Genomic DNA, 17,293 nt, shown 5'->3' with positions numbered 1-17,293 from the left:
CGCGACCGGCTCGACCAGACCCGCGCCCGCCGCCTCCGTATCCATGGCGTGCAATGCGGCCGAATCCTGCGCCGTCAGCGCCGCCGCCATCCCGCCCTGCGCCCAGGCGGACGAACAGGCGTTCAACAACGGCTCTGGCGTCACGACGAGCACCTTCGCGCCGGCCTTCGCCGCCTCCAGCGCGGCAGACAGCCCCGCCAGGCCCGCCCCGACGATCAGAGGTCCGTCATGCCGCGTTCGGTTCATCGTCCAAAGCCCAAATAGTTGAGGCCCAACTGCACCGCGCCGGCCGGATCGCCCCCGGTCATCGGCATTAGGGCGCCGACGGCCGCCGCCGCGCACACCACGAGGGTCAGTAGATAGAGCGCCAGGCTCTTGGCCGCCTCGGGCCAGCTCAGCGTTCCCCAGGCCGCGCGCCAGACGCCACGCTTCAGATGGCTGAACACGGACAGGGCCAGAAAGGCGGCCAGAATGAACCGCCCGGTCGTCAGCCCCCACCAGACCACCGCCACGCCGATGATCAGCAGCACGATCTGCTCCAGACGCGGATGCACACGCGTCAGCACCGGGCCTAGAGCCTTGGATCCATCCAGAGGCGGCGCCGGGACGAGGTTCACCAGATTGAGCATGGCGATGAAGAAGGCGCCCATCAGCCACTCTCCCTGCCCCAGAACCATCCAGACCCCGACGAAGGGAATCATCGCCAGTAGGCCGAAGGCCGGTCCGGCCAACGACACCAGAACCCCGTCCCACTCGCTTTTCGGCTCACGCCGCGCCTTGGCGAGGCCGCCCAGGAAGGGGATGATGTAGATGCGGGCCGGCCCCATGCCGAGCTTGTTCATCGCCAGGGCATGGCCCGCCTCATGAACGAACAGGCCGATCAGCACCGCGCCCGCCACGATGGCGCTGCCCGTGATCCACCACAGGAAGCCGCCCATCAGCGCCGTGGACAGCATCGCCCAGACCAGGCTTTGGTCCTTCTCAACCGGCGCTTCGGCTGCGAGCGCCGGCGCGGTGCCACGCGCCGATGTCGTTTCGGGCTTGGCGTCCCAAGGCCCGGGCGTGCGGCCCTGCGTACGGCCAGGCGTCTGATCTGTGGTGTCTGTGTTGCTCATGGCGTCCAGATGGGCGCGGACGACCGTCCCGTCGCCGGGACCGATCGCCGCGTCACGCTCAGATCAGCTCCACATCGACGTGGTGGCGCGCCTTGACCAGATCGTAGCGCGCAGGAATGGCGGGCGGCGGCAGGTCGATCATTCGCTGCACCGCCAGGCGTCCACGTTTAATCATGTCAGAGGGCACGGTCACCTCGAACTGCATGTGTAGCAGGCAGTCGTGGATGTTCTGCAACGTGATCCGCTTCATATGCGGGCACAGGTTGCACGGGCCGATGAACTGCACGCCCGGCACGTCGCCAGCGACGTTCGAGGCCATCGAACATTCGGTGATCATCACCACCTGTTTGGGCCGGCGCGCCTCGACATAGTCGGTCATCGCCGCCGTCGAGCCGGCGAAGTCCGCCGCCGCCAGCACGTCCTCAGGGCATTCGGGGTGGGCCAGGATCTCGGCCCCCGGATAGGCGGCGCGCATCTCGGCGATATCGGCGACCGTGAACCGCTCGTGCACCTCGCAGCGACCTTTCCAGGCGATGATGCCGACCGTCGTCTGGGCCGCGACATTGCGCGCCAGGAACTCGTCCGGGATGAGGATGACCCGATCCACACCCCATTCCTTGGCCGCCCATTCGACCACTTGAACAGCATTGGCGCTGGTGCAGCAGATGTCTGTCTCGGCTTTCACATCGGCGGTGGTGTTCACATAGGTCACGACCGGCAGGCCCGGATAGCGCTGCTTGATCAGCCGCACATCCGCCCCCGTGATCGACGACGCCAGCGAGCACCCGGCGCGCAGGTCCGGGATCAGCACCGTCTTCTCGGGCGACAGGATCTTGGACGTCTCGGCCATGAAGTGGACGCCCGCCTGGACGATCACCCTTGCGTCCGACCGCGCGGCCTCCTTGGCCAGGCCCAGGCTGTCGCCGACATAGTCGCCGACCCCGTGGAAAATCTCGGGCGTCATATAGTTATGGGCCAGGATCACGGCGTCGCGTTCACGCTTCAGCCGGTTGATCTCGCTGATCAGGCGCGCCTGCGCGGGCCATTCCAGCGGCGTGACGTGGTCCTTGACCTTGGCCCACACCCCCGCGGTTTCCCGCTCTAGCTCTTTCGTCAGACCAAAGGCGCCGTCAGCCATGATCATCTCCATACCCTTATGCTCACATTTAGCATAAGCAGGCGCAATGTAGGCCGATGCGGGCGCTGTGCAAGAGGAAATGCATACCTCTTCCTGCAAGTCACCGACGACCGCGATTCGCAAAAACCGTTCCCAAGTGGGCGGATATCGCCTAGATGGCAGCCCACTTCTTTGCCGCCAAGCGCCTATTCACGACATTTCCATGCAGGACACCATCCGCCGCATCCTCACCGCCCGCGTGTATGACGTGGCGGAGGAAACGCCCCTCGACCCGCTGCGCCGCCTGTCGGCCCGGCTCGACCGGCCCGTTCTGCTGAAGCGCGAGGACTTGCAGCCGGTGTTTTCGTTTAAGATCCGCGGCGCCTACAACAAGATCGCCGGCCTGTCGGCGGATGAACTGTCCAGGGGCGTCATCTGCGCCTCGGCCGGCAATCATGCGCAGGGTGTCGCCTTGGCGGCCGCACGTCGCAACATTCCCGCCATCATCGTCATGCCCACCACCACACCTGGCATCAAGGTTGCGGCCGTGCGCGCCCTTGGCGGCGAAGTGGTTCTGCATGGCGACAGCTTCGACGAAGCCTATGCCCACGCCCGCCATCTGGAAAGCCAAACCGGCGCGGCGTTCATCCATCCCTTCGACGACCCCGACGTCATCGCGGGCCAAGGCACGGTGGGCCTCGAGATCGCCCGTCAGCACGCCGACCCGATCGAAGCCATCTTCGTGCCCATCGGCGGCGGGGGCCTGGCCGCCGGGGTCGCCGCCATCGTCAAATTCCTACGACCCGAGACCCGGATCATCGGCGTCGAGCCGGTGGATGCCCCGACGATGAAGTCCGCCATCGACGCCGGCGAGGTGGTGACCCTAAACGAGGTCGGTCTGTTCGCCGACGGCGTCGCCGTGCGTCGAGCCGGGACCGAGACCTTTCGGCTGTGCAAGGATCTGCTGGACGAGATCGTGTTGGTGGACACCGACGCCATCTGCGCCGCGATCAAGGACATCTTCGACGACAGCCGCGCCATCGCCGAGCCCTCGGGCGCCGTGGCATTGGCGGGGCTGAAGGCTTGGGCCGCCGCCCACCCCGGAAGCGGCAGTCTGATCGCCATCAACTCGGGCGCCAATCTGAACTTCGACCGGTTGCGCCACGTCGCCGAACGGGCCGAGATCGGAGAGGGCGCCGAGGCGCTGCTGGCCGTGGCGATGAAGGACGACCGCGACGACTACCGTCGATTCCTGGACAGTCTGGACGGTCGTTCGGTCACCGAGTTCAACTATCGCTGGTCCGGCGACGGGCAGGCGCAAATCTTCGTCGGCGTGGCCCTGCGAAACGGTCCGCACGAGCGCGACGACCTGATCGCGGCCCTGCGTTCGGGCGGCTACGCCGTCGAGGACATGAGCGACAATGAGACCGCCAAGCTGCATGTCCGCTACATGGTCGGCGGCCGCACTGTCGGCCTGCTCCACGAACGCATCCTGCGCTTCCAGTTCCCCGAACGCCCCGGCGCCTTCCTGCGGTTCCTGAACAGCCTCCAGCCCGCCTGGGCCCTGACGCTGTTTCACTATCGCAACCACGGCGACGACGTCGGCCGGGTGCTGGCGGGCATCAGCGTACCGCCCCGGGAACAGGGCCAACTGACCGCCGCCCTGGCCGATCTGGGCTACCCTTACGTCGATGAGACCGCCAATCCGGCGTGCCGGCTGTTTCTGGACGGCGCATGACTACGTAGCGCCGCCTTAACGGGGTGTTTGGGGAACGGGGCGCATAAGCGCGGGCCTACGGAGCCCGTCATGTCTGCGTTCAATCGCCTGTCCATCGCCCTGAAGCTCGCCGTCGTGGCGGGGCTCGCCATCGGCGCCTTGATGATCGTCGCGGCCATCGGTGTGACGGCCTATTCCGGCGCGATCGTCCGCGACATGGCGGGCCGGTACGCCGAAAGCGCTGCGCAAGAGGCCTCGCAAGAAATCCGCAACGAGATCGTCTCGGCGGGCACGGGCGCCAAAACCCTGGCGGCAACCCTGGGCGCCGCACGACAGACGGGCCTGACCGACCGCGCCGCTTATATGGCCCTGGTCAAGCCGAACGCCGAAGCGACCGATCAGGTCATGGGCGCCTGGTTCATGGCCGCCCCTGACGCCGTCGGCGCCGACGCCGCCCACATTGGTGATGCGGCGACCAGTTCGAACGTCAACGGACGACTTTCAGTCTATTGGGTGCGCCGCGACGGCCAGATTTCCCTGGAACCTGAGGCAGACGGCTCGGACTTCGAACAGGCCTATTACACCGAGCCGATGGCCAGCGGCGCGCCGGTCGTGGTCGAACCGTACGAAGAGAACATTGGCGGCGGCAAGGTCGCGATGACCTCGGTCGCCTATCCGGTGCACGCCAACGGCCGCATCATCGGCGTCGCGGGCCTGGATATCACCTTGGCCAACCTGTCGCAGCGTCTGGCGGCGATGAAACCGCTGGGCACAGGCCGCGTGACCTTGGTGTCGAACAAGGGCGTCTGGGTCGCCCATCCGGACGCCGCAGTGCGAGGTCAAGCCTATGCGGACGCTGGCGCGGACATCGTGCGCAACGTCATCGCCAAACGACAGGCCCAGGCGGTCGAGGGCGTCAGCGTGAACGGCGAGCCGGTTCGACGTCTGGTTCAGCCCGTGATCCTGCCCGGCCAAAAGGCGACCTGGGCCGTCGTGCTGGACATCCCCGTCAAGACGATCGAGGGCCCGGCGCGGCAGTTGGCCTTGATGCTTCTGGTCGGCGGCGTTCTGATCATCGCCGCCATCATCGTCGCCCTTCTGATCACCAGTGACCGTCTGATCCGACGCCCACTGGCGCGTCTGACGGCCGATGTGCAGACCATGAGCGACGGACGCTATGACATCCCCGTGGCCGGCGCGGACAAGGCCGACGAACTGGGCCGGATTGCGCGGGCGCTTGAGGGGTTCCGGCTCGAGCTTGCCGACGGACTGGCGCGGCGCGACCAGCAACAGCGCGAACGTGCGGCCGCCGAGACCGATCGTCGCCGCCACGCCGAGGAGACCGAGCTTTTCGCCGCCTCGCAAACCCGCGCCGTCGAGACTTTGGGCGAAGGTCTGTCGCGCCTCGCCGCCGGCGAACTGGCTTGGCGGATGCCGGAGGCGGGCTTCACCGCCGACACGCGTCGCATCCCGGAAGATTACAACGCCGCCCTGCATCAGTTGCACACAACGATGACCGGCATCTGGACCACGGCTCAGTCGATGCGCGGCGGATGCCAAGACATCGCCGCCGCCGCCGACAGCCTGTCGCGCCGGACCGAACAGCAGGCCGCCGGTCTGGAGCAGACCGCCGCCGCGCTGGATGAGCTGACGCAGACGGTGCGCAGCAGCGCCGAAAACGCCGAGCGCGCCCGAGACATCACTCAGGCCGCTCAGGCGGCGGCGGACAAGGGCGAGGCCGTCGTGCAAGACGCAATCGGCGCCATGTCAGAGATCGAGCAGTCCTCGACCCAAATCAACCAGATCGTCGGCGTCATCGACGAGATCGCCTTCCAGACCAGCCTGCTGGCCCTGAACGCCGGCGTCGAGGCCGCCCGGGCCGGGGAAGCCGGACGCGGCTTCGCCGTCGTCGCATCCGAGGTGCGGGGCCTGGCCGAACGGTCAGCCAGCGCCGCCAAGGAGATCAAGGCGCTGATCGCCCTGTCGCAAAGCAATGTGCAGCGCGGATCCGATCAGGTGTCGCTGACGCGCGATAGCCTCAGCGCCATCGCTGTCCAGGTGGCGGAGGCCAACGCCCTGGTTCGCACCATCGCCGCCGCGACGCGCGAACAGTCCGTCGGCATCGGCGAGATCAATGTGGCGATCAATCAGATGGATCAGTTCACGCAGCAGAACGCCGCCATGGTCGAGGAATCCACAGCCGCCAGCCACGCCCTGACGAACGAGGCCGGCGAACTGGAGGGTCTGATCAGCCGCTTCGACCTGGGTCAGGCGGCGCAATCGAGACGCGCCGCCTGATCAAGCGACGGGCGCCACATTAGAGCCCGTCTGACAATCTTCACGCCTTGTCGATGGCGGAGGCGATCTGATCGCTGGAATGGCCGGTCAGATCCTTGGCGATCTCGCCGACCAGCTTGGCTTGAAGGTCCTTGTGCCAATGCTTGCGCAGTTCGCCGAGCGTCTTGGGCGCTGCGATCACGAGCAGTTCGTCGATCTTATTGGTGACCGACCATTTGTTCAGCACCTCGGCGACGCCCATGGCGAAACCGTCCTCGGCCTGGGTGTCATTGTCGGGGTTGGCTTCATTGGATCGGCGGCCGGCCGAACCCGAAACCCGATCCGCGATGGCCGGGGTTTCCAGCGGCGTCAGCTTGATGTCCGAAGCGTTCGTATTCTTGAACAGGGCCAGCTTCTCGCCATCGACCACCGCCACCAGCGCGCCATTGGAAAGTTTCATCGTCGATACTCCAGTCTGTAGGGATCGAGACAACGAACCGGGACGCAGGCCGTTGCCTCGCGCCGCCGATCCCATAGTGTCGCGCGACAAAACCGCCGGGAGATGAACCATGCCTGACGTCCTGCCGCTGGACCGCCGCCGCCTGATGGCACTGGGCGCATCGGGCGCCGCGGCTGCGATCCTGCCGGGGTGCGCGACCATGACGGCTGCCTCGCCACGCCAGTCGGTATGGACCTTCGATCGCCTGACCGACATCGGGGGGATCGAAACCCGCGTCGAGGGCGCGCCGAGCCTGGTCGACAGCCCCTTTGGCCAAGCGGTTCAGTTCGACGGCGTGGACGACGCCCTGTTCATCGATCAGCATCCGTTGGCCGGAGCCGAGACCTTCACGTTCGAGGCCCTGTTCCGACCCGACGGCGGCGCCTTCGAGCAACGCTGGTTTCATCTCGCCGAAGAGGCGCCGGCCGGTCAGCCGCCGTCGCAGACGCGCTTCCTGTTCGAGATACGCGTGGTTCAGGACCGTTGGTACCTGGACGCTTTCACGCGCGGGCCCGGCTACAACCACACCCTGATCTTCCCCGAGCGGCTCCATCCCTGCGGACAGTGGTTTCACGTCGCGCAAACCTTCGACGGCGTCCTGTACCGCGCCTATGTCGACGGCGTTCTGCAGGGCGAACACCCGGTGCCGTTCACGCCGCAAGGGCCAGGCCGCGCCTCGGTCGGTTGCCGCATCAACCGCGTGAATTACTTCAAGGGCGCGGTGCGTCAGGCCCGCTTCACCCACGCCGCCCTGCCGCCCGAACGGTTCACGCGGGGCTAACGACAGGCGCTGCGCGCCAAGCCTCGCCAAATCCTCCAGGTTGCGCCTATGGCCATACGACCGATGGGGAGCGACAATCATGCTGAGAATTTTGGCTGCAGCACTGGCGCTGTCGACGGCTGCCTTAACGACGGCCCCCGCGCCGGCTCTCGCGGCGGCCGTCGCCGATACGCCGCAGATGTCGCGTCAGGAAGCCCGAGCTCACGACCTTTTCGTTCAGGCCAACACCGACTTTCAACGACGGGGCTATCCCGCTCTCGCCCGGCGTCTTCCCGCGCTTCGTCAGGCGCTGGATCGGATGTCTGCGGATTATGGACAGTTGGTCGAGCAAGCAGGCCAGCACGTTGTGAGAGTCACCGATCCCGGCGACGTGCTGCTGATGATGGTCGGCCTGTTGGCAGCCGCCGGGAAGAATGGAAATGGCGCCAAGGGCGCTACGGCCCTGCCCAACGTCTATGGCGACATCGCCCTGATGCTCGCCTCGGAAGCCGTTGAGGCGCGTCGGTACGAAGAGGGCATCAGCTATCTGGATCGCGCGCTGAAGGTACAGCCGAAAAACTAGTTGTTGCTTGTCGAAAAGGCGGCCGCCCTGCAGGGGTTGGGACGTTGGGACGACGCCCTGGTTCTGGCTGACGCCGCATTGGCGGACGACGATATGGAGATGCCTTTGCATCGCGGCCCGTTCCATCGCCGGCGCGGTTTTAGCCTGATCGAACTGGGTCGATTGGACGAGGCGAAGGCCGCCTATGAGGCCGCGCTCAAAATCGATTCCGACGACGCAAACGCCAAACGCGAACTGGAATATATCGCTGAGCTGAAGGGCGGCGCATCGCCAACTGCGCCCCCAAAGATCTCTCCTCTTTCACCGTCGCCTGCCCCACCAACTCGCTAAAAGAGCCGGCCCCCCGCTTCATGCGCCAGGAGCCAGCGTTTGCGCTCCAGCCCGCCGGCATAGCCGGTCAGCGTCCCGTTCGCTCCGATCACGCGGTGGCATGGCACGATGACGCCGACCGGATTGGCGCCGTTGGCCAGACCCACGGCGCGGACGGCCTTGGGCGCGCCGATGGCCGCAGCGAGATGACCATAGGTGCGGGTCTCGCCGGTCGGGATGTCGCGCAACGCCTTCCACACCGCGCGTTGGAAATCCGTACCGCCGGTGCGGACCGTGATGGCGTCGAAGGCGGTCAGGTCGCCGCCGAACCACGCCTCGACCGCCCGACGCACCGGCTCCGGCGCGCGGCCTTCGGTCAGCACGACCTCACCGTAGTGTCGGCGCAGCAGCAGGCGCAGACGGGCTTCGTAGTCGTGGAAATCCAGCGCGCGCACCGCGCCGTCGGCGTCGGTGACGACCAGCACCTCGCCTACCGGGGACGGGATGCGATCCAGGGTCAGATGCATGTCAGGCTGCTCGGTCATTTCGCCGTTCCTCGCTCAGGGCGCAATAGAGTGCGCCATAGGCCCGCCACGGCCGCCACCGCTCGGCGCGCGCCAGCAGCGCGGCGTCCGTCGTCGTCAGCCGGTCGCTGGGCGCATCCTCACCCGCATCGATCCAGTCGCCCGCAAGCCTCAACCCCGGCCTAGCCCTGATTGCGGCATACAGAACGGGATCGGCCGACAGGTCGCGCGTGATCGCCTCGGGATCGGCGGCGAGGTCAAACACGCGCCGCACCCGCGCCAGCACGCCCGGCAAGGCTTTCAGATTGTCGATCCGCGCCTCGACCGCCGCCTTGCCTTCACCGGCCGGCCGAACCGTCACCGCGCCATCGGTTTCGTCCACGTCCAACCGAAGCCGCCGCGTCCAGGCGCCGTCCACCACCGCCTCGTCCGCGACATCGCGCGTCGCCAAGGTCGTCATCATGGCGTCCCAGTCATAGGGCGGGCGGTAGGACAGACCGATCTTGATCACCCCGCCCGGTTCCGCCTCGACCTTGCGACGCCGCAGGTCGGACGGTGCGCGCCCATACAGGGCCTGAAACGTCTCATTGAATCGTCGTACGCTGCCGAAACCCGACGCCATCGCCACCTCGGCCATCGACAGGGTGCTCTCGTGGATCAACTGTTTGGCCAACAGCACGCGCCGCGTCTGGGCCACGCTGACCGGGGCCGCGCCCAGATGCTGGCGGAACAGGCGGCGCAGCTGCCGCTCGCCCATGCCCAGCCGTGTCGCCAGTGCGTCCGTGTCGCCGACATCCAACGCCCCCGCCTCGATCAGGGCCAGGGCCCGGCTTACAGTGTTGGACGTGCCGCGCCAGGCGCCCATTTCCGGCGCCGTCTCGGGCCTGCACCGCAGACAGGCCCGCAAGCCAGCCGCCTCGGCCGCTGCGGCGCTGGGGTGAAAGGCCACATTCTCGCGCTTCGGCGTCCGCGCCGGGCAGACGGGCCGACAGTAGATGCCCGTCGAGGTCACGCCGGTGAAGAAACGCCCGTCGAAACGGGCGTCCCGCGCCACGACGGCGCGCCAGCAGGCCTTCTGATCCAACAGCTGATCCATGCCCGCAGGATGCGCCGCCCGCCCGACGATGTCTCGCGGTTTTCGGACATGGATCGGATCAGTCTCTCAGGAAGAACAAGGCCTCCACCGTCGTGTCCAGGGCCCGCGCCAGTTCCAGGGCCAGCACGGTCGAGGGCACGAAGACGCCGTTCTCGACCGTGTTGATGGTCTTGCGCGAGACGCTGGCCTTGTCGGCCAGCCCCTGCTGCGTCAGGCCTGCGGCGGTGCGCGCCTCCTTCAGCCGCGAGCCGAGCCTGGGATCACCCATCGCGACCGGCCTCGCGATCCAGCCAGGCGAATCGCAGACCCGCTGACGCCCCGCCCAGCGCCAGGACATAGGGCAGAGCCAGCACGCCATAGTCCGCGCGCCACAGACCCAGACCCAGCGCTACGGTCACCCCGCCCATCAGCACGACGAAGGCCAGGATCATCGATCGCGCCCGCAGCACCTGCGTCAGCTCGTCTTCCATCAAGCGGCGATTTTTCTGCGCATTCCAATCCCAGCCCATGACGAGCACGGGAATCAGCCAGCCGTACAGAACCGGCAGCAGGATCTGCACATAGGCGCCGAGGTTGTGGTCGCCGCCCAGGACCCTCTGCATGGCGAGATGCGCCTGAGCCATGAACAGCAGCAGCACCAACGGATAGAGGACCAGCTGTTGCGTACGCCCCCGCTGCAGCTTTTCGCGGCGGGCGCCGTCACGGCTTTCCGCCACATCGATCGGCTGACCGGGGCGGCCGCACCAGGCCATCATGGCGCCGATGATCATCAGCCCGAAACCGAAGCCGGCCGCCACGCCCGCGGTCGTCGCCTGATCGCCCTCCGTTCCATGCATGAGCGCGAAACCGGCGCCGCCGGCCAAGGCGGCGGCGCCGATGACGAGCATGGCGACGCCGCCCCACCAGTATCGACGCCGGCTCGACTGCACCCGCAGAACCGCGGCGTTTTCGTCCTTGTTCACGACTTCCTCCTGAAGTAACCTTGAGGTGACATATCACCTATAGGTTACACGCCGTCAAGAGGAGATGTCGCCTTATCGACCGACGACCAGTCGCGCCGCCGCCCGGATGACCCGCACCACCTCTGCGGCGAAGGCCCAGACGACCACGACCATCAGGATCGTCGCCACCCCGCCGACATCGTCGCCGGAGCGGCCGATGAGAACCCGAATCCGATCCACGAAATCGGTGACGCTGCCGACCCAGATCAGCGGCGACAGCGCCGACCAGAACCAGACCCACAGCAGGCCCCAGGCGGCGGCGATCCCGAAAGCCAGGTCGCCCAGCGCCGTGACCCGCACATTGCCACCCGACGCCGCTCGCATCAGATCGAAGCCGATACGGCAGGCGGCGAACAGGGCGACCGGCCAATAGGCGACCCGCACTATGTCGGCCAGAATGCGCCCGTAATCGACGCCGTCGACGACTCCGGCCAGTTCCTCCGGCCGGATCGGCGCGACCTGCAACAGGCCCGTCCACCACAGCAGCATCACGGTCCAGCCGATGGCGCTGGCCACCGCACGCGCTACGGGCGACATCTCGGCGCTCTTGCGCACGGCGCGGCCTGACTTGGCCTGACCCATGTTCCGTCCCGACCAGTCGCCGTTCGCCAGCTTCTGTCCCCACTGTTCGGCGTCGAATTCGCCACCCAGCTCGAACAGGCCCAGATCCTTGACGCGCCATTTGGCGATGAAGTCAGGCTTCTTAGACTGACGCTCCAGCACGAAGCCGACGGCGGTGAGCAGGCCGACAACCGTGATCGCGCCGCTGATCAGGCTGGAAATGCCCTGCCCGATCGCCTGGCCCACATAGACGTCGCCGACCAGAACCCGCACCGCCAGGCCGATCAGGGTGACGGCCGCCATCACCGTCAGCCCGACCTTCAGCCCGAACATCCACCACGGATAAAGCTCAGGCCCGATCAGCGCCTGCGGTCCTGCGCGATAGCGCGCCGCTACGCTCAGCGGGTGACCGACTTCGCGCAGCAGGCCCTCGACCTCGTCGTCGGTCGGCGCCCGGCCCAGATGCGCCTCCAGCGCCTCCAGACGCCCCATGATCTCGTCGCGCAGCTCGGCGACGATGTCGTCACGGTTGTCCTTCGGCAGCTGGGCCGCCACGGCCTTCAGATAACGCTCGACCAGGTCCATGCCGGTCTCTCCCTCTTTCCCGATGTTCACAGCATCTTCTCCAGCGAGGCCGACAGGCCGCGCCATTCCACGGCGAGCCGTTCCAGCATCGCCTCCCCGCGCGACGACAGGCGGTAGAACCGCTTCTTGCGCCGCTCCTCCTCGCGCCATTCGCTGTCCAGCAGCCCCTGGCTCTCCAGCCGGCGCAGCAGCGGATAGAGGGTGCTCTCCTCCATCTCGACCCCGACCTCGCCCAAGGCGACCCGCAGCGAATAGCCGTATTGCTCGCGCCTGAGACTGGCCAGCACGGCGAGGATCAACGACCCTCGCCGCAGCTCCAGCCGCAGACTCTCGAACAGCAACGCCTCGTCGTTTTCGCTCACCCGCCGCCTCCATACGCCACATAGTGTGTGGCGCACAGTGTATGGGACATACTGTGCGAGGGAGTCAAGCTGAACCGACCGCAACCCAGCGCAACTCAGCGCGCTATGGCGAGACACGCCCTCACGCACTAAGTTCTGTTCATGAACCGTTCTTCGACGCCGAAGCCCGCCGCCGCCAAGCCGGCCAAGCCCGTTCACGTGCCCAATCCGGGAGTGCAGGAGGCCTCGGCCGCCTTCATCCGCGACACGGGCCAGAAGGGTGGCAAGATGCCGATGTTCGCCCCGGTCGCCGGCCCGCGCCTGACGCCGGAGGAGCCGGTCGCCGCGCCCGCCGACTGGGTGCCGCACCGCCCCTCGCACGAGGGCAAGAAGAAGGGCGGGCGCTTCCGGCTGGAGACCAAATACACGCCCGCCGGCGACCAACCCGCCGCCATCGCCGAACTGGTGGCCCAGGCCCAGGCCGGGGACCGCGACCAGGTGCTGCTGGGTGTCACCGGCTCGGGCAAGACCTTCACCATGGCCAAGGTGATCGAGGAAACCCAGCGCCCTGCCCTGATCCTGGCCCCGAACAAGACGCTGGCGGCCCAGCTCTATTCTGAATTCAAGTCGTTCTTTCCAGATAACGCCGTCGAATACTTCGTAAGTTACTACGACTACTACCAGCCGGAAGCTTATGTTCCTCGGACTGACACCTACATTGAAAAGGACTCAAGCATCAATGAGCAGATTGACCGTATGCGGCACTCTGCTACGCGAGCGATCCTGGAGCGGGAGGATGTGATCGTCGTGGCGTCGGTGTCCTGCATCTACGGCATCGGGTCGGTTGAGACCTATACGGCGATGACGTTCACGCTGAAGGTGGGGGACCAGATCGACGAGGCGAAGCTGCGGGCGGATCTGATCGCGCTGCAGTACAAGCGCAACGACCTGAACTTCGACCGGGGCATGTTCAGGAAGCGGGGCGACGTGATCGAGATCTTCCCGGTCCACCTGGAAGACCGGGCGTGGCGGATCAGCCTGTTCGGGGACGAGCTGGAGGCGATCCAGGAGTTCGATCCGCTGACGGGCAAGAAGACGGCCGATCTGAACGAGATCACCGTCTATGCGGCCAGCCACTATGTGACGCCGCGCCCGACGCTGAACCAGGCCGCCGCCGGCATCAAGGCGGAGCTGAAGGAGACGCTGGACTGGATGATCGAGAACGGCAAGCTGCTGGAGGCGCAACGCCTCGAACAGCGCACCCGGTTCGACCTGGAGATGATGGAGGCCACCGGCAGCTGCGCCGGCATCGAGAACTACAGCCGCTGGCTGACCGGCCGCGCGCCGGGCGAGCCGCCGCCGACCTTCTTCGAATACATCCCCGACAACGCCCTGCTGTTCGTGGACGAGAGCCACGTCACCATCGGCCAGATCAACGGCATGTTCCGGGGCGACTACCGCCGCAAGTCGACGCTAGCGGAATACGGCTTCCGCCTGCCCTCCTGCATCGACAACCGCCCGCTGAAGTTCGAGGAATGGGAGGCCATGCGCCCCCAGACGGTGCACGTCAGCGCCACCCCCGGCCCGTGGGAGATGGAACAGGCGGGCGGCGTCTTCGTGGAGCAGGTGATCCGCCCCACCGGCCTGATCGACCCGCCGGTCGAGATCCGCCCCGTCTCGGGCAAGACCCGCAACCAGGTCGACGACGTCATCGACGAGGTCAAGGCGACGACGGCCAAGGGCTATCGCAGCCTGGTCACCACCCTGACCAAGAAGATGGCCGAGGACCTGACCGAATATATGCACGAGCAGGGCATCCGCGTCCGCTACATGCACTCGGACGTCGATACGCTGGAGCGGATCGAAATCCTGCGCGACCTGCGGCTGGGGACGTTCGACTGCCTGATCGGCATCAACCTGCTGCGCGAGGGTCTGGACATCCCCGAATGCGGCCTGGTCGCCATCCTGGACGCGGACAAGGAGGGCTTCCTGCGCTCGGAGACTTCATTGATCCAGACCATCGGCCGCGCCGCGCGCAATGTGGACGGCCGCGTCATCCTGTACGCCGACCGCATGACCGGCAGTATGGAGCGCGCCATCGCCGAGACCGACCGCCGCCGCGAACGCCAGGTCGCCTACAACACCGAACACGGCATCACGCCCGAAACGGTCAAGCGCGACATCAAGGAGATCATGGACAGCCCCTATGAGTCGCGCGAGATGGATCGCCTGACCAAACCGGGCGTGGCCGAAGCCTCCAAACCCTTCGTCGGCTCCAACTTCCAGGCCGCCCTGCGCGATCTGGAAGGCCGCATGCGCGAGGCGGCCTCCAACCTGGAGTTCGAGGAAGCCGGCCGCCTGCGCGACGAGATCAAGCGCATGAAGCTGATGGACCTGGAGTTCGCCAACGAGGCCCTGACCGGGGCGGGGGAAGCGGTTGACAAGTCGGCGCCGAAACGGTGGCGGGCGGAAGCGGCGGCGGAAGCGCAGGAGCGGTTCAGGAAGGGTCGGCTGTAGGGGATGTGTCTGCTGTCGAACCAACCCCTAGTTCGGTCATGATTCTCTGAACAAGCCACTCAACATCTTTTAGCATTTCAACTGCAAACAAACGTTCAGATGGTATGTAATGGCCGAGATGAAGGGGATTTCCGCACATTTGCACTGACGACGTTGCTACCCCTCCCCATTCTGCGTGTGCATACATTGACCCGACATCATAATAGGCGTCGTAAACATCTTTTGCGCCACACTCAATCGCCGTATCCCTTATGCTTTTATTGTAGAAGGCATTGACTGGCATATCAATAAACATCGCAGCCCGCCTTTCATTTGAAACGTTTTCAAGCTCTTCTACAAATAGGTAGTTAGCTGAAATTCCAATTTCATCGGCTTTTTCTGAGAGAAGACGCGCCCGACCAGCTCCATAAGATCTGTATCGGTCCACAGCTGCATTATCTTTGATAATGTGACTGATCATAATATTAATTTCCGCCAGTGATCGGACCAAGATTGCTCCTTGAGCGTGGGACGCCGATCCCGATATTCCGGCCGATATCGCGATGTCGGTGGCGTACAGGCCAAGCGACGCCAACACCTCGCGCTTCTCATTGTAACCAGATGTTTGAAAATCAGCAGTCAGCCGACGTGTGCAGCAGCGGCGTATCTCGGCGAGCTGAGCCATTATACGTTGTGCACAGTCCTCATAGCTGGAACTGTCTTCATCCGAACTGATATAAATCCCACGACATACGGTGCTTTTCCTTCCCCAATTGTAGAAGGCGTCTACCCAATCTCGATTATGTTCAGCCTCTTCCCGGTCGTGATTTAACCAACCATTCCTCATTGATCGCGCGAAGCCAGAAATCTTGGGCACCGAGTCCGGATTGAAGGCGTAAGCATCAAGATCTGCGGGGTCGAGAAGGCCCGAATTGAACGATATTTTGTCTTGGACGATCAAGTTGACGAGCATCAAAAAGGCAATGTCCGTCGCCGGTCGAGAATTCTGAGGGGCTGCTTCTGCGACCGCAGCTTCAATAAGATCGTCATCACCTTTCTCCCCCTCTCCGAGCTTCGCTCGCCAACGGTCCGCACCAGGCAGATGGTCAAGCACAGCGAGGGGCCGTAATGCTTTTCGCAATTCTTCTATTGCTAGTATTGGATCGAAAATGAAATCGAATAGATTGATATCTAGATCAGCTAGCCGTTGATGGCTGAAACCGATCAGACCATTTTGCTTCCGGTTGTCATGAAGAACATCCAGAACAGATTTGAAAGCGACAAAAGTCTGCGTTCGATATTGCGCTCGAGTTAGCAGGACGAGCCAGAGGTAGTCGGGAAGATGATCGTGATACCACGAGACTGATTTGATCGGCGCGATCTTATCTAGGGCCTTCCAAGGAGATGGAATTTTTCCCTTCTCCACCTTCATTCGAGAAAGCGGTTCTCTGCGTGATTTGGCTTTACGCTTTTTCATGCCGTCTCCGGTTTGGATTGAAGCCGATTCTTAGCCATCACATCTAAAGCGGCACTTTAAAAGGACTCCAAGTTCCGTGGTTGACCAACACCCGCGCTACACAGCTCGGGGAGATCCGGCATTTGCGCTCCACGCCTCTTGATCGGGGACGCGGTTCAGTTGAGAGCTGCTGCTCTTCATTTCGGCGGCTGTGGCGGCACGCGTCAGGCCTGGGTCTTCATCGCCGTTCCGATTCCTTCTCCCCTTGCGGGAGAAGGTGGCCGAGCGGAGCGAGGTCGGATGAGGGGTTGCGCGGGCCCAGATAGCCCATGGTGAACCTACCCCTCATCCGCCCCTGCGGGGCACCTTGTCCCGCAAGGGGAGAAGGAATGTGGGGGCAGGATTGCAATCGCGGCGTATGCGCGGAACAACTTCGGCATGGATGACTGGCTGCTCTCTCGCGCCAAGGCGATGCGTCGCGAGCCCGTTCTGTATGAGCGGCGGTTGTGGGCGATCTTGCGGGATCGGGGGCTGGAAGGGCTGAAGTTTCGGAGACAGGTGGTGATGGGGCGGTACATCGCTGACTTCGTCTGTCTGAGGCATCGGCTGATCGTCGAGGCGGACGGGCCGCAACATGAGGATCGGGTGGAGGACGCCGAGCGGGATGCGTGGTTTCGCGAGCAGGGGTTTCGGGTGCTGCGGTTTCCCAATCAGATGATCGAGAACCATCGGGAGAAGGTGCTGGCGGCGATCGTGGCGGCGACGCGGGAGCGGTTGGTGGGGGATTAGAGGATTGTCGGTTGGCGGTTGCGCGACCCCTCATCCGACCTCGCTTCGCTCGGCCACCTTCTCCCGC

Annotated in this window: 18 protein-coding genes; 7 read left to right on the top strand and 11 right to left on the bottom strand. The window is 65.1% G+C overall.

The window, feature by feature from the left end; all coding sequences use genetic code 11:
• The 3 genes from B3T77_RS04420 to nadA form a co-directional block, all read right to left on the bottom strand.
• Nucleotides 1-246: FAD-dependent oxidoreductase (locus tag B3T77_RS04420; RefSeq protein WP_292077606.1), on the bottom strand; the 246-nt coding region annotated here is incomplete at its 3' end.
• Entirely contained in the window at nucleotides 243-1,115 is an 873-nt protein-coding gene (locus B3T77_RS04415; RefSeq protein ID WP_292077604.1) for a metalloprotease, read from the bottom strand. The genes B3T77_RS04415 and B3T77_RS04420, both read right to left, overlap by 4 nt.
• A gap of 58 nt (nucleotides 1,116-1,173) precedes the next feature.
• Entirely contained in the window at nucleotides 1,174-2,265 is a 1,092-nt protein-coding gene (nadA, locus tag B3T77_RS04410; protein ID WP_292077603.1) for a quinolinate synthase NadA, read from the bottom strand.
• A 190-nt stretch (nucleotides 2,266-2,455) separates the two neighbouring features.
• Here nadA and ilvA point away from each other — a divergent pair, with 190 nt between their 5' ends.
• Complete coding sequence (gene ilvA / locus B3T77_RS04405) at nucleotides 2,456-3,970, top strand: threonine ammonia-lyase, biosynthetic (RefSeq protein ID WP_292077601.1); 1,515 nt, start codon at nucleotides 2,456-2,458, stop codon at nucleotides 3,968-3,970.
• Nucleotides 3,971-4,039: 69 nt separating this feature from the next.
• A complete protein-coding gene (locus B3T77_RS04400) occupies nucleotides 4,040-6,247 on the top strand; it encodes a methyl-accepting chemotaxis protein (protein WP_292077598.1) in 2,208 nt (735 codons plus the stop codon).
• Nucleotides 6,248-6,287: 40 nt separating this feature from the next.
• Here the strand turns inward: B3T77_RS04400 and B3T77_RS04395 are convergent, their stop codons facing one another.
• On the bottom strand, nucleotides 6,288-6,686 hold the full coding sequence (locus B3T77_RS04395) for a host attachment family protein (RefSeq protein ID WP_292077597.1): 399 nt from the start codon (nucleotides 6,684-6,686) through the stop codon (nucleotides 6,288-6,290).
• Nucleotides 6,687-6,795: 109 nt separating this feature from the next.
• On the opposite strand from B3T77_RS04395, the gene B3T77_RS04390 reads away from it, so the two are divergent.
• From B3T77_RS04390 to B3T77_RS04380, 3 genes are all read left to right on the top strand, one after another.
• Entirely contained in the window at nucleotides 6,796-7,506 is a 711-nt protein-coding gene (locus B3T77_RS04390) for a LamG-like jellyroll fold domain-containing protein (RefSeq protein WP_292077595.1), read from the top strand.
• 79 nt (nucleotides 7,507-7,585) lie between these two features.
• Nucleotides 7,586-8,068, top strand: a complete 483-nt coding sequence (locus B3T77_RS04385) for a hypothetical protein (RefSeq protein WP_292077593.1) — start codon at nucleotides 7,586-7,588, stop codon at nucleotides 8,066-8,068.
• 3 nt (nucleotides 8,069-8,071) lie between these two features.
• On the top strand, nucleotides 8,072-8,398 hold the full coding sequence (locus B3T77_RS04380; RefSeq protein WP_292077591.1) for a tetratricopeptide repeat protein: 327 nt from the start codon (nucleotides 8,072-8,074) through the stop codon (nucleotides 8,396-8,398).
• Here B3T77_RS04380 and B3T77_RS04375 read toward each other — a convergent pair.
• The 6 genes from B3T77_RS04375 to B3T77_RS04350 all read right to left on the bottom strand — a co-directional run bounded on the left by B3T77_RS04375 (nucleotide 8,395) and on the right by B3T77_RS04350 (nucleotide 12,506).
• Nucleotides 8,395-8,922: a methylated-DNA--[protein]-cysteine S-methyltransferase gene (locus B3T77_RS04375; protein ID WP_292077589.1), complete on the bottom strand. Its 528-nt coding sequence runs from the start codon at nucleotides 8,920-8,922 to the stop codon at nucleotides 8,395-8,397. The two genes, B3T77_RS04380 and B3T77_RS04375, sit on opposite strands and share 4 nt — an antisense overlap.
• Nucleotides 8,906-9,985 carry a bifunctional transcriptional activator/DNA repair enzyme AdaA gene (locus B3T77_RS04370; RefSeq protein ID WP_292077587.1) on the bottom strand — a complete coding sequence of 360 codons (1,080 nt, stop codon included), beginning with the start codon at nucleotides 9,983-9,985 and terminating at the stop codon, nucleotides 8,906-8,908. The genes B3T77_RS04375 and B3T77_RS04370 overlap by 17 nt, the downstream gene beginning before the upstream one ends.
• A gap of 70 nt (nucleotides 9,986-10,055) precedes the next feature.
• Nucleotides 10,056-10,265: a helix-turn-helix transcriptional regulator gene (locus B3T77_RS04365; protein ID WP_017504712.1), complete on the bottom strand. Its 210-nt coding sequence runs from the start codon at nucleotides 10,263-10,265 to the stop codon at nucleotides 10,056-10,058.
• Nucleotides 10,258-10,959: a hypothetical protein gene (locus B3T77_RS04360; RefSeq protein ID WP_271041763.1), complete on the bottom strand. Its 702-nt coding sequence runs from the start codon at nucleotides 10,957-10,959 to the stop codon at nucleotides 10,258-10,260. Before B3T77_RS04360 ends, B3T77_RS04365 begins: the two co-directional genes overlap by 8 nt.
• 72 nt (nucleotides 10,960-11,031) lie before the next feature.
• Complete coding sequence (locus B3T77_RS04355; protein WP_292077583.1) at nucleotides 11,032-12,174, bottom strand: HAAS signaling domain-containing protein; 1,143 nt, start codon at nucleotides 12,172-12,174, stop codon at nucleotides 11,032-11,034.
• Nucleotides 12,171-12,506 carry a PadR family transcriptional regulator gene (locus B3T77_RS04350; RefSeq protein WP_161638426.1) on the bottom strand — a complete coding sequence of 112 codons (336 nt, stop codon included), beginning with the start codon at nucleotides 12,504-12,506 and terminating at the stop codon, nucleotides 12,171-12,173. Before B3T77_RS04350 ends, B3T77_RS04355 begins: the two co-directional genes overlap by 4 nt.
• Before the next feature lie 267 nt (nucleotides 12,507-12,773).
• On the opposite strand from B3T77_RS04350, the gene uvrB reads away from it, so the two are divergent.
• On the top strand, nucleotides 12,774-15,002 hold the full coding sequence (gene uvrB / locus B3T77_RS04345; protein WP_292077608.1) for an excinuclease ABC subunit UvrB: 2,229 nt from the start codon (nucleotides 12,774-12,776) through the stop codon (nucleotides 15,000-15,002).
• Here uvrB and B3T77_RS04340 read toward each other — a convergent pair.
• Nucleotides 14,983-16,458, bottom strand: coding sequence for a DUF5677 domain-containing protein (locus B3T77_RS04340; protein WP_292077578.1), 1,476 nt, complete (start codon nucleotides 16,456-16,458; stop codon nucleotides 14,983-14,985). The two genes, uvrB and B3T77_RS04340, sit on opposite strands and share 20 nt — an antisense overlap.
• Before the next feature lie 417 nt (nucleotides 16,459-16,875).
• Between B3T77_RS04340 and B3T77_RS04335 the strand changes: the two genes are divergently transcribed.
• On the top strand, nucleotides 16,876-17,226 hold the full coding sequence (locus tag B3T77_RS04335; RefSeq protein WP_292077576.1) for an endonuclease domain-containing protein: 351 nt from the start codon (nucleotides 16,876-16,878) through the stop codon (nucleotides 17,224-17,226).
• Nucleotides 17,227-17,293: the final 67 nt, after the last annotated feature.

Source organism: Brevundimonas sp. UBA7838, assembly GCF_002500885.1.
Classification (GTDB): Bacteria; Pseudomonadota; Alphaproteobacteria; order Caulobacterales; family Caulobacteraceae; genus Brevundimonas; species Brevundimonas vesicularis_C.
This window is presented reverse-complemented; position numbering and strand designations above follow the sequence as displayed.